11 protein-coding genes are annotated in these 11,509 nt (G+C 62.2%); 8 read left to right on the forward strand and 3 right to left on the reverse strand.

Going from position 1 to position 11,509, the window contains the following annotated elements:
• Nucleotides 1–54: 54 nt before the first annotated feature.
• On the forward strand, nucleotides 55–1,188 hold the full coding sequence (gene mnmH / locus G6041_RS09955) for a tRNA 2-selenouridine(34) synthase MnmH (protein WP_012125426.1): 1,134 nt from the start codon (nucleotides 55–57) through the stop codon (nucleotides 1,186–1,188).
• Here mnmH and ybbP read toward each other — a convergent pair.
• Both ybbP and ybbA read right to left on the reverse strand, forming a co-directional pair.
• On the reverse strand, nucleotides 1,178–3,592 hold the full coding sequence (ybbP, locus tag G6041_RS09960) for a putative ABC transporter permease subunit YbbP (protein ID WP_012125427.1): 2,415 nt from the start codon (nucleotides 3,590–3,592) through the stop codon (nucleotides 1,178–1,180). The two genes, mnmH and ybbP, sit on opposite strands and share 11 nt — an antisense overlap.
• On the reverse strand, nucleotides 3,589–4,275 hold the full coding sequence (gene ybbA, locus G6041_RS09965; protein WP_004385475.1) for a putative ABC transporter ATP-binding protein YbbA: 687 nt from the start codon (nucleotides 4,273–4,275) through the stop codon (nucleotides 3,589–3,591). The genes ybbP and ybbA overlap by 4 nt, the downstream gene beginning before the upstream one ends.
• Here ybbA and tesA point away from each other — a divergent pair.
• From tesA to G6041_RS10000, 7 genes are all read left to right on the forward strand, one after another.
• Nucleotides 4,243–4,872 (forward strand): multifunctional acyl-CoA thioesterase I/protease I/lysophospholipase L1, encoded by a 630-nt coding sequence (gene tesA / locus G6041_RS09970; RefSeq protein WP_004385476.1) that lies wholly within the window; start codon nucleotides 4,243–4,245, stop codon nucleotides 4,870–4,872. The genes ybbA and tesA overlap by 33 nt on opposite strands.
• Nucleotides 4,873–4,900: 28 nt before the next feature.
• Nucleotides 4,901–5,671, forward strand: coding sequence for an SDR family oxidoreductase (locus G6041_RS09975; protein WP_004385477.1), 771 nt, complete (start codon nucleotides 4,901–4,903; stop codon nucleotides 5,669–5,671).
• 58 nt (nucleotides 5,672–5,729) lie between these two features.
• Nucleotides 5,730–6,584 carry a co-chaperone YbbN gene (locus G6041_RS09980; RefSeq protein WP_004385478.1) on the forward strand — a complete coding sequence of 285 codons (855 nt, stop codon included), beginning with the start codon at nucleotides 5,730–5,732 and terminating at the stop codon, nucleotides 6,582–6,584.
• A 109-nt stretch (nucleotides 6,585–6,693) separates the two neighbouring features.
• The gene (locus G6041_RS09985) at nucleotides 6,694–7,611 is read left to right on the forward strand and encodes an SPFH domain-containing protein (protein ID WP_012125430.1); all 918 of its coding nucleotides are present in this window, start codon (nucleotides 6,694–6,696) and stop codon (nucleotides 7,609–7,611) included.
• Nucleotides 7,608–8,063 (forward strand): NfeD family protein, encoded by a 456-nt coding sequence (locus G6041_RS09990; RefSeq protein WP_012125431.1) that lies wholly within the window; start codon nucleotides 7,608–7,610, stop codon nucleotides 8,061–8,063. Before G6041_RS09985 ends, G6041_RS09990 begins: the two co-directional genes overlap by 4 nt.
• A 93-nt stretch (nucleotides 8,064–8,156) precedes the next feature.
• Nucleotides 8,157–10,301: a hypothetical protein gene (locus G6041_RS09995; RefSeq protein ID WP_041460583.1), complete on the forward strand. Its 2,145-nt coding sequence runs from the start codon at nucleotides 8,157–8,159 to the stop codon at nucleotides 10,299–10,301.
• Nucleotides 10,271–10,990, forward strand: a complete 720-nt coding sequence (locus G6041_RS10000) for a DUF3142 domain-containing protein (RefSeq protein WP_012125433.1) — start codon at nucleotides 10,271–10,273, stop codon at nucleotides 10,988–10,990. Before G6041_RS09995 ends, G6041_RS10000 begins: the two co-directional genes overlap by 31 nt.
• 2 nt (nucleotides 10,991–10,992) lie before the next feature.
• Here the strand turns inward: G6041_RS10000 and cueR are convergent, their stop codons facing one another.
• On the reverse strand, nucleotides 10,993–11,403 hold the full coding sequence (gene cueR / locus G6041_RS10005; RefSeq protein ID WP_012125434.1) for a Cu(I)-responsive transcriptional regulator: 411 nt from the start codon (nucleotides 11,401–11,403) through the stop codon (nucleotides 10,993–10,995).
• Nucleotides 11,404–11,509 lie beyond the last annotated feature (106 nt).

Genomic DNA, 11,509 nt, shown 5'->3' on the forward strand with positions numbered 1-11,509 from the left:
CCGGCAAGAAGGCGCGGCGTACAATGGCGGCGTTTTAAAAAAGATGAGAACAACATGCAAAAGGATGCACAACGGCGGCCAGACAGCGACGATGCGCTGGCGCTTATTACACGCGGCGTCACGCTGATTGACGTTCGCGCGCCGGTGGAGTTTGCGCAGGGCGCGATGCCAGGGGCGATTAATCTGCCGCTGATGAATAACGACGAGCGCGCGGCGGTCGGTACCTGTTACAAACAGCACGGCCAGCAGGCCGCACTGGCGCTCGGCCACCGGCTGGTGTACGGCGAGGTGCGCGAAGCCCGGCTTAACGCATGGCGTCTCGCCTGCGAGCGTCATCCCGAGGGCTTTCTCTGCTGCGCACGTGGCGGCATGCGCAGCTATATCGTTCAGCAGTGGCTGCGTGAGCGCGGCATCGACTATCCGCTGGTGGAAGGCGGTTACAAACGGCTGCGCCAGGAGGCGATGGACGCCACGGATCGCTTAAGCCGTCTGCCGATGGTGCTTATCGGCGGGTGTACCGGCAGCGGCAAAACGCAGCTGGTGAAAGCGCTGCCGACCGGCATTGACCTGGAAGGGCTGGCGCATCACCGCGGCTCGTCCTTTGGCCGGACGCTGACGCCGCAACGGGCGCAGGCCAGTTTTGAAAACCATCTCGCCGCCGCGATGCTTAACCATCACGCCCGCTGGACGACGCTCAGTAACCCGTTCTGGGTGCTGGAAGATGAAGGCAAAATGATAGGCGCCAACCATCTGCCCGCCGTACTGCGCGAACAGATGCTACAGGCGCCTGTTGCGGTGGTCGAAGAGCCGCTGGAACGCCGTCTGGAGCGGCTGCGTGAGGAGTATTTTGTGCAGATGCAGGCCGCGTTTCAGGCAGCGCTCGGCGATGAAGCCGCAGGCTGGCGCGCTTATGGCGACTACCTGCACCACGGGCTTTACGCCATTCGCCGCCGTCTGGGGCTTGCGCGCTACGCCGAGCTGGCGGCGCTTCAGGAGGCCGCGCTCGCCCGCCAGCAGCGCACCGGGGAAACGCACGCGCATTTCGCCTGGCTTGCGCCGCTGCTGGAGGGCTATTACGACCCGATGTATCGCTATCAGTTAGAGAAAAAAGCGCAGCAGATCGCGTTTCGCGGCGACTATCACCAGGTGGACGCCTGGCTGCGTCACCGCTACTGCGCTAGCCGTTAAACTGGCGAAACAGCGCTTTGCCTTTTAAAAGCCGCACGCCGAGCCAGCCGCCGCACAGCGACAATAACAGCGCGCCGCAGAGCGGCAGCATCACCCACAGCCGCCAGTCCGGCTCCCACGGAAAGTCAAACACGCGGGTTTGCAGCACGCCGAGCGCCACTTCCGCCCCGATGGCAGCCACCAGCCCCGCCACCAGGCCAAGCAGCGCGAACTCGCTCCAGAGCGTGGCGCGCAGCAGTTTTTTCTCCGCGCCCAGCGTGCGGTAGACCACCAGCTCCTGGCGACGCTGATGCATACCCACCTGCACCTGCGCCAGCAGCAGCAACACGCCGCAGGCGGTGACCAGCACGACCATCACCTCCAGCGCGCGGCTCACCTGCTCCAGCACCTGGCCTATCTGTCTGAGGATCGCCCCGATATCCAGCACGCTTACCGTCGGAAACTCCCGGTTAAGCTGCGTCAGCATGGCGTCGGCCTTGTCAGCGCGAAAACTGGTCAGGTAGCTTTGCGGCTGCCCGTCCAGCGCGCCCGGCGGGAAGATAAAGAAAAAGTTAGGCCGCAGGCTCTCCCAGTCCACTTTACGCAGGCTGGTCACTTTCGCGGTAAACGCCTGGGTGTCGCCAGTGAAGGTCACGCTGTCGCCAGGCGCGATATTCAGGCGTTTCGCCAGCCCCTCTTCCATCGAGACTTCGCCCGCGCGCGGCGGCCAGCGTCCGGCAGTGAGCGGGTTATGCTCCGGGCGCTCCGCCTGCCAAGTGAGATTGAGCTCGCGATTGAGCGCCTCATCCTCATTACCCACAGTGGCCTTGCCGTTAATCTGCGTCAGCCGCGCGCGAACGATGGGGTAAAACGCCTGCGGGATAATCTGATGCTCCGCCAGAAACGCTTTCACCGCGTCGCGCTGCTCCGGTGCGATGTTAATCAGAAAATAGTTCGGGCTTTCCGGTGGCAACTGTTGCTGCCAGCGGTCGAGCAGATCGCCTCTTAACACCAGCAGCAGCGCCAGCAGCATAAAAGAGAGCGAAAATGTCGCGAGCTGGCTCAGGGTTTGCCACGGCTGGCGCAACAGGCGGTTGACTGCGAGACGCAGCGCCAGCGAGCGCAGCCGCAGGCGACGCATCGCCCACAACAGCGCCCAGCCCGCGAACCCGCACAGCGCCGTCAGCACGACGGCACCCGCGAGCACTGCCCAGAGCAGCATCCGGCCGCCCATTAATCCGGCAAGCAGCGCCACCACAATCAGCGCCATCACCGGCAAATAGATTTTCAGCGGCCAGAGATTCGCCACCGCGTCGCGGCGCAGCACACGCAGCGGCTGTGTCGCAAGCAGCAGCCGGTAAGGCCGCAGCCCCACCAGCAGCGAAATCACGACCATCGCGCCCACGGCCCACAGCCACGGCCAGACACTCGCTTCCGGCAGTGCGGCGGGCAGCACCGGTGCGAGCAACCGCATCAGGATCGCCTCAAAAAGCAGGCCCGCCGCGCCGCCGGTGAGGGTCGCCAGCAGCAGCACCATCAGCCACTGGCCGACGATAAGCCTGCGCAGCGCCGCCCGCCCGGCACCCAGCGTTTTCAGAATAGCCACCAGATCATAACGGCTGCGGCAGTAGTGGCTCATCGCCACCGCCACCGCGGCCACCGCCAGCAGCAGGGTCAGAAGCGCCGAGAGCAACAGGAACTGCTGAGAGCGCTGGAGCGATTTGCCGAGCGCGCTGTCATCCTCCTCAAGGCCGGTCCAGCGGTGTTCCGGCTGAAGCTGCGGCAGCAGCCAGCGCTCATACTGCGCGAGCGCCTCAGGCTCGCCGGCGAATTTATAGCGCCAGGTGAGACGGCTGCCGGGCTGCACCGCGCCGGTCTGTTCGACATCCGCCAGGTTCATCAGCAGTCGCGGGGCCATCTGGAACGGGTTAAAGCCGCTGTCCGGCTCCTGGATCACCTCGCCCGCCACCTTCAGCGTCGCGTCGCCCACATCCACCGGATCGCCGGGTTTCACGCCAAGCAGCGCCATCAGGCGCGGCGCCAGCAGCACCGTGCCCGGCGCAGGCAGCAGCCCCTGCGGGCGCGTTTGCAGTGTGCCGTAGAGCGGATAGCGCGTATCCACCGCCTTAACGCTCGCCAGCTGCGGGCGGTCGGCGGCAAACGTCATGGTGGAAAAACTGAGCTGCCGGGAGACGGCCAGTCCCTCTTCCCCGGCTTTGTCGAGCCACGCCTGCGGCACCGCGCGGGAGCTACGCAGCGTCCGGTCGCCCGCCATGAATTCCCGGGTCTGCTGGCTTAAGCCTTTCTCCATGCGGTCGCTGATGTTGCCGAGCGCCAGCACGCAGGCCACCGCCAGGCTCAGCGCCAGCCAGACGATTAATAGCGACGGCGAGCGCCATTCGCGCCAGAACCAGCGGGCCGTCATGCTTCCTCCCACAGCTTGCCGTCACGCAGCCGCAGCGTGCGATCGCAGCGGGCCGCCAGTTCAGGATCGTGCGTCACGAGAATCAGCGTCGTGCCGCTGTCGCGGTTTAAGGAGAAGAGCAGATCGGCGATGCGATCGCCCGTCTGGCGATCCAGGTTGCCGGTGGGCTCATCGGCAAAGAGCACCGCCGGGCGGCCATTAAACGCGCGCGCCAGCGCCACGCGCTGTTGTTCGCCGCCGGAGAGCTGGGCGGGCAGATGATCGAGGCGTTTGCCAAGCCCGAGCTGTTCCAGGAGCGCCTGCGCCTGCTGGCGGCTGGCCTTACTGGTTTCGCCGCGCAGCATCGCGGGCAGTTCGACATTCTCCAGCGCGTTGAGTGTGGGGATCAGCATGAACGACTGAAACACAAAGCCGACGTCCCGCGCGCGCAGCCGAGCCCGCGCCTCTTCGTCCATCTGATGCAGCGGCTCGCCAAGAAGGCGCACTTCGCCGCTGGTGCCGTCGTCCAGCCCCGCGAGTATGGCCAGCAGCGTTGACTTGCCGGAGCCGGACTCGCCCACCAGCGCGATGCTCTGGCCCGGTTTGACAACCAGTTCAACTCCGGTAAGGATGGACAGGGCGTGTTCCCCCTGACCGACGGATTTATTAAGATGATGAACTTCAAGAATGTTTTCCGCTGGCATTTCCCTTTCCTGTTACTGGCGTTATTAAGCTTTCGCGCCGCCGCGGCGGACACGTTACTGGTGCTGGGCGACAGCCTGAGCGCGGGCTATCGTATGGCGGCGGACGCCGCATGGCCTGCGCTGCTGAACGATAAATGGCAGCAGCGCGACGTGCGCGTGGTCAACGCGAGCATCAGCGGCGACACCGCTCAGCAGGGGCTTTCGCGCCTGCCTGCGCTGCTTAAACAGCATCAGCCGCGCTGGGTGCTGATTGAGCTTGGCGGCAACGACGGTCTGCGCGGTTTTCCGCCGGATACGCTTTCCGCCACGCTCAGGAAAATCATAGAACAGGTTAAAACCGCGGGCGCGGAGCCGCTGCTGATGCAGATCCGCCTGCCAGCGAACTACGGACGCCGCTACAATCAGGCGTTTGAAGCGATTTACCCGGAACTGGCGCAATCTTTTTCCATCCCCCTGCTGCCCTTTTTTATGGAAGAGGTTTACCTCAAACCGCAGTGGATGCAGGACGATGGCATTCATCCCAATCGCGACGCCCAGCCGTTTATTGCCGACTGGATGGCGCAGCGACTGGCCCCTTTAGTTAAACACGACTCATAACCCTGCGGGGCGCTGAGCGGGTAAAGTTATGCAAAAATCACTCTTAATTACAGGATGTTCCAGCGGTATTGGTCTTGCCTGCGCGCACGAGCTGCGCCGTCAGGGCTTTCAAATCCTTGCGGCCTGCCGCAAGCCGGACGATGTGGCGCGGATGAATACGCTGGGGTTCATCGGCATTGAACTCGATCTCGACTCCCCGCAGAGCGTGGAGGCCGCCGCGCAGGAGGTGATTCGCCTGACGAATAACCGCCTGTACGGGATTTTCAATAACGGCGGCTACGGCGTGTACGGTCCGCTCTCAACCATCAGCCGCGCGCAGATGGAACAGCAGTTCTCGACGAACTTTTTCGGCGCGCATCAGCTCACCATGCTGCTGCTGCCCGCGATGCTGCCGCACGGCGAAGGGCGCATCGTCAATACCAGTTCGGTCATGGGGTTAATTTCAACCCCCGGACGCGGCGCCTATGCCGCCAGCAAATATGCGCTGGAGGCGTGGTCTGACGCGCTGCGCATGGAGCTGCGCTACAGCGGCGTGAAGGTGAGCCTGATTGAGCCCGGCCCTATTCGCACGCGCTTTACGGAAAACGTCAACCAGACGCAGGCGGATAAACCGGTCGAAAACCCCGGCATCGCCGCGCGTTTTACACTCGGCCCGGAGGCGGTCGTCGCCAAAGTGCGCCATGCTTTTGAGAGCCCGAATCCGCGTATTCGCTATCCGGTCACGCTGGTGACGCATGCGGTAGGCATACTCAAACGGCTACTGCCGACGCGAATCATGGACAAAATTTTACACGGGTAAGTTGAAGACGAGCGCCCTGCCCCCATGTAAAAAGGAAATCGACAACAGAGAGTGACTCATGTCCGAACAGAATATTATCAACCTCAGCGAAGCGAACCTGCACCAGATCCTGGAGCAATCCATGACGGTGCCGGTGCTCTTCTATTTCTGGTCCGATCGCAGCCAGCACTGCCAGCAGCTGACGCCGGTGCTGGAGAAACTGGCGAACCAGTATCAGGGCCAGTTTATTCTCGCGAAAGTGGACTGCGATAACGAACAGGCCATCGCCGCGCAGTTTGGCCTGCGCGCCATCCCGACGGTCTATCTGTTCAGCCAGGGGCAGCCGGTGGACGGCTTCCAGGGCCCGCAGCCGGAAGAAGCGATCCGCGCGCTGCTGGACAAAGTGCTGCCGCGTGAAGAAGAGCTGAAAGCGCAGGAAGCGATGGCGCTGATGCAGGAAGGCAAACATCTTGAAGCGCTGCCGCTGCTGAAAGAGGCCTGGCAGATGTCGAACCAGGCGAGCGAAATCGGCCTGCTGCTGGCGCAGGCACAAATAGCGCTTAACCGCTCCGAAGACGCCGAAGCGGTGCTGAAAACCATTCCGTTGCAGGATCAGGACACCCGCTATCAGGGCCTGGTGGCGCAGATAGACCTGCTAAAACAGGCGGCGGACACGCCGGAGATCCAGCAACTGCAACAGCAGGTGGAGCTACACCCGGATGACGCGCAGCTCGCCAGCCAGCTTGCGCTGCAACTGCATCAGGTCGGCCGTAACGAAGAGGCGCTGGAATTACTTTTCGACCACCTGAAGAAAGATCTTAACGCCGCCGACGGTCAGGCGCGTAAAATGCTCCAGGAAATCCTGGCCGCGCTGGGCACCGGTGACGCGCTGGCGTCAAAATATCGCCGTCAGCTCTACTCTCTGCTTTACTGATTCCCACCGGCAAGGATGCCGTGACGTTCCCCTGCCAGATTCGGGCGCCGCGCCCGGCGCTGGCAGGCGGTAGAATAGTCGCTATTGCACACAACAGGAGGTTGGTTCGATGCTGTTTATTATCCCCGTACTTATTTTCGTCGCGCTGGTTATCGTTATGGCTGGCGTCAAAATCGTGCCGCAGGGTTTCCAGTGGACGGTGGAACGCTTTGGCCGCTATACCAAAACCCTTCAGCCTGGCCTGAATCTCGTGGTGCCGTTTATGGATCGCGTGGGCCGCAAAATCAACATGATGGAGCAGGTGCTCGATATCCCGTCGCAGGAGGTTATCTCTAAAGATAACGCCAACGTCACTATCGACGCCGTCTGCTTTATTCAGGTGATCGACGCGCCGCGCGCGGCGTATGAGGTGAGCAACCTGGAGCTTGCCATCATCAACCTGACGATGACCAACATCCGTACCGTGCTGGGCTCGATGGAACTGGACGAAATGCTGTCGCAGCGTGACAGCATCAACACCCGCCTGCTGCACATTGTCGATGAAGCCACCAACCCGTGGGGCATCAAAGTCACACGTATCGAAATCCGCGACGTGCGCCCGCCCGCCGAGCTTATCGCCTCGATGAACGCCCAGATGAAAGCCGAACGTACCAAACGCGCCTATATTCTGGAGGCCGAAGGCGTGCGCCAGGCAGAGATCCTCAAAGCCGAAGGCGAAAAACAGTCGCAGATCCTCAAAGCGGAAGGCGATCGCCAGTCGGCGTTCTTGCAGGCGGAAGCCCGTGAGCGTTCGGCCGAGGCAGAAGCGCGCGCCACGAAAATGGTTTCCGAAGCGATCGCCGCGGGCGATATTCAGGCGGTAAATTACTTTGTGGCGCAGAAATATACCGACGCGCTGCAGCAGATTGGCTCTTCCAGCAACAGCAAAGTGGTGATGATGCCGCTGGAGGCCTCAAGCCTGATGGGTTCGATAGCCGGGATCGCCGAACTCATGAAAGAGAGCGGCACCGAGCGTAAACGCCCATGATGACCCTTATCCTCTCTCACCCTCACGTCTTCTGGCTCTGCCTGGGCGGACTGCTGCTGGCGGCGGAAATGCTCGGCGGCAACGGCTTTCTGCTCTGGAGCGGCGTGGCGGCGGTAGCGACCGGGCTGCTGACCTGGCTTCTGCCGCTGGGCTGGGAGTGGCAGGGCGTGAGTTTCGCGCTGTTCATGCTTATCGCCGTCTGGCTCTGGTGGCGCTGGCTGTCGCGTCGCGCACAGCCGCGGCCTGACAACGCGCTTAACCAGCGCGGTCAGCAGCTGATTGGCCAGCGCTTTATGCTGACGCAGTCGCTGGAGAATGGCCGCGGGCAAATTACCGTCGGTGATAGCGTCTGGCCGGTCGTGGCGAGCAGCGATTTACCGGCAGGTACAGTTGTTGAAGTGGTCGCGCTCGACGGCATTCGCCTGCGCGTGCAGGCGAGCCGGACGCAATAGCTGATTCTCGCAAGACAGCACTGTTCAATAAAAGCCTGTTCGGGCATGATCCGGACAGGCTTTTTTACAAAATATTCACAAGGAAACGACGTTATGACGCTACGACTGACAGGGATCGCCCTCGCGCTGCTGACGCTGCCCACGCTCTGCGCGCAGGCCTCTTCTGATATTGAAGACTGCACGTGGGGCACGCCGGGCTGCGTTCTGCAAGGCGAGCCATGGCTTAATGTGAATAACGATACCCGCGACAACCTGATTCGCCTTATCAGCGAGCAGAAACATTTCGCGCTGCCGGTCTGGCCGCTGCCCGCCGACACGCGCACTACCCGCGATTACCACTTCGGCTATCACGAAGAAGATGTCACGGAAACTGCCACGCCCGGCACCGCGGCAGGCGATGCGCCGGACCCGCTGGCGACGCTGCTGACCAGCTTGCATCTCGACCCGGCCGCCGCGACGCTCAGCGACGCCGACCGTGAAAACCGTTTTGTCTCCAATAATTCGCAGAGCGTCATCGCGTTTCTGACTGCGCTGAATAATGAGAAATCGCTGACCGACGCGCAGCGTCAACACCTGGCGCAGGCGCGTCTGAGTATTTATCAGGCGCCTGACAGCACGCCCGACAGCCTCAACGCGCCGCAGGGATCGGCCGCCGCTGTGTTCGATGAATATCTTGGCGCGGCGAGCGCGTTTTATCAGGGCGACTACCCCGCCGCGACGGAACGCTTTAGCGCGCTTAAAGCCAGCAGCCAGCCGTGGGTGGCGCAGACCGCCGCCTATATGCTGATGCGCGTGGCGCTTAACCAGAGCAGCGCCGCGGCGGTGGACGATGATTACGGCCTGTTTGATACCACTAAAATCGACAAAACCGCCGCGCGCCAGGCGCTCGCTTATTCTGAGGCGTACCTGAAAGCCTGGCCGGAGGGCGACTACGCTGACTCCGCACGCGGCATGCAGCGACGCATCTACTGGTATCTCCAGGACTGGGACGCGCTGGCCCCGCGCTACGAGCAGGCGCTGAAAGCGGCACCGGACGCCGACGCCCTGCGCGCGCTGCTTTTAGAGAACGACACCAAACTGCAAAGCAAAGACGCCAGCGGCGACACCTTTTTTGTCAGCAGCCCGGACGCGCCGCTGCTCACCTTTACCCAGACGCTGCGCTGGCTGCGCGAAAATGAACGTAAAGCCGACAAAAACCCGCACGTGACGCGCCAGATGCTCGACGATTACAAACCCATCTATGAAAAAGCGGGGCTGATGCCGCTGTGGAACTACCTGCAAAACGCCTGGCTCTTCTGGCAGCAGCAGGATTACGCGGCCGTCGTGGCGGCGATTAAGCCTGCCGACAGCGTGCCGCAGAACGATATTCTCGCCTTCAGCGAGCAGGTGCTGTACGGCGACGCGCTGGGCGCGCAAAAGCAGTGGGCCGCCGCGCGCGACCACTGGCAGCGCCTGCTGAAATCCGCCAAACCGGGCGCTGAACAGCAGCTATTGCAGATGAAACTGGCGGCCGCGCTGGTTGAAAACAACGAAACGGCGGCGATTTTCGCGCCGCAAAGTCTGGTGACAGGCCTGCGCTACCGCTCGCTGGTGCTGAAAACCAGAGCGCCGCTGGATCTTCTTAAAGATCAGGCGCTGCACGGCATGAACAACGAAGAGCGCACCATTGCGCTGCACACGCTGCTTACACGCCATCTGACCGAAGGCCGTTATCAGGATTATCTCCAGGACAAAGCGCTGGCTGGCGATCTCAAACCGCTGGATGAGAAGGCATACGGTGACGTCAGCCTGACCATTTTCAACTGGAAAGGCGACGATGTGGCGAAAGGCTACGCCTGCAGGCCGCTTGATGAGACCGCGAAAACGCTGGCGGCTCACCCGGACGACAGCCACGCGCTGAACTGCCTCGGCGAGTTTTTCCGCCTGACGGGCGCGCAGGTCAACCCGTGGGGCGATAGCGGCGGCAACAGTACGCTCGATACCGTGACCCGCACCGAACACCCGGTCGGGCTGCCGAATCGTCAGCACTATTACCAGCAGGTCATCGCCAACCCGAAAGCCGAGCCGGAAGATAAAAGCTACGCGCTGTACCGCGCCGTGATGTGCTATGCGCCGTCAGGGTATAACGACTGCGGCGGTGAGGATGTCGATAAAGCGACGCGCAAAGCCTGGTTCGGGCAGCTTAAGAAAAACTGGCCGGGAAGCCCATGGGCGCAGCAGCTCAAATATTACTGGTAAGCCTGCTGCTGGCGACAACGAGCGCGTGGGCGCAGACGACGCGGGTGAATGACACCGACTACCGGGCCTTCTGGCTCTGGTCGGGCGTCAGGCCGTCTGCGGCGCTGCGTGAGGCTGAGGTTATCTATCTGCATCAGGGCGATGTGGTCACGCGCCAGGGCAAGCCCGCGTTTGTGCGCCTCGGCCAGCCGGTCGCCCGCCTGCGCGCGCCTGCCCTCTGGCTTACCGTGCGGCTTGAGCGGCTCGATCTCAGCGATGAGATGCTCGACACGCTGGCCCGCCTGCCCGTGCGCTGGGCGCAGGCGGGAAATCCGGTGACCGGGTTACAGATTGATTTTGACGCAGCGACCCGGCGCATCGGGGATTATGGCCATTTTTTAACGCGGCTGCGGGCGCGACTGGATGGCCGTTTCGGGCTCGGCGTGACAGGGCTGCTCGACTGGGCGCAGACCGGCAGCGTCGCGCAACTTAACGCCCTGCCGGTGGATGAACTGGTGGTGCAGACTTATCAGGGGCGACACACGGTGCCGGGCTACGCGCGGTATTTACCCGCCCTGCTCGGCCTGCGCGTACCGTTTAAAATTGGCATCGCGCAGAATGGCGAGTGGGATAAGGCGCAGGAGAAAACCCTTGCGGCATCGCCCTGGTATCGCGGCGCGGTGATTTTCGTGATGAACGACGAGCGCTGATTTTACGCATCAGCTCGCCGGTGGCAGCAGCCGGAAAGGTTATCGATAATCGGGCAGTCAGCGCTCTCATCCCCAGGACACGCGGCGGCGAGATCCAGCAACTGCTGGCGCATCGCCCGCAGGCTTTCGATATGGCTTTCGATTTCCGCCACCTTTTGCAGCGTGCGCGCTTTCACGTCCGCGCTGTGGCGCGCCGGATCGTTAAACAGATGCACCAGTTCGCGACACTCTTCCAGGTTAAACCCCACCAGCCGCGCCTGGCGCAGCAGCGTCAGTTCATCGATATGCCGCTGCGAATAGGTGCGGTAGCCGTTATCGCCGCGCAGCGGCGGCGTCACCAGCCCTTTCTCTTCGTAAAAACGAATCGCTTTGCTGGTCAGCCCGGTTTTTTTTGCCACATCGCTGATATTCACGTTTCCCCCTTGACCTTCCCCTTGATGGAAGGTTTACGCTAAGTAACAGTAGAACGAATTGAGTTTTCCGGTCAACCCGAGGCTGACCGCTTACTGAGGAGACAAC

The sequence above is a fragment of the Cronobacter sp. HA18003 genome (assembly GCF_011605905.1).
GTDB lineage: Bacteria > Pseudomonadota > Gammaproteobacteria > Enterobacterales > Enterobacteriaceae > Cronobacter > Cronobacter sakazakii.

What these genes read in the sequence shown, in the direction of transcription:
- mnmH (WP_012125426.1), top strand. Translation starts at nt 55, where the DNA reads ATGCAAAAGGATGCACAACGGCGGCCAGACAGCGACGATGCGCTGGCG.
- G6041_RS09980 (WP_004385478.1), top strand. Translation starts at nt 5,730, where the DNA reads ATGTCCGAACAGAATATTATCAACCTCAGCGAAGCGAACCTGCACCAG.
- ybbP (WP_012125427.1), bottom strand. Translation starts at nt 3,592, where the DNA reads ATGACGGCCCGCTGGTTCTGGCGCGAATGGCGCTCGCCGTCGCTATTA.
- G6041_RS09985 (WP_012125430.1), top strand. Translation starts at nt 6,694, where the DNA reads ATGCTGTTTATTATCCCCGTACTTATTTTCGTCGCGCTGGTTATCGTT.
- G6041_RS10000 (WP_012125433.1), top strand. Translation starts at nt 10,271, where the DNA reads ATGGGCGCAGCAGCTCAAATATTACTGGTAAGCCTGCTGCTGGCGACA.
- G6041_RS09990 (WP_012125431.1), top strand. Translation starts at nt 7,608, where the DNA reads ATGATGACCCTTATCCTCTCTCACCCTCACGTCTTCTGGCTCTGCCTG.
- G6041_RS09995 (WP_041460583.1), top strand. Translation starts at nt 8,157, where the DNA reads ATGACGCTACGACTGACAGGGATCGCCCTCGCGCTGCTGACGCTGCCC.
- tesA (WP_004385476.1), top strand. Translation starts at nt 4,243, where the DNA reads ATGATGAACTTCAAGAATGTTTTCCGCTGGCATTTCCCTTTCCTGTTA.
- G6041_RS09975 (WP_004385477.1), top strand. Translation starts at nt 4,901, where the DNA reads ATGCAAAAATCACTCTTAATTACAGGATGTTCCAGCGGTATTGGTCTT.
- ybbA (WP_004385475.1), bottom strand. Translation starts at nt 4,275, where the DNA reads ATGCCAGCGGAAAACATTCTTGAAGTTCATCATCTTAATAAATCCGTC.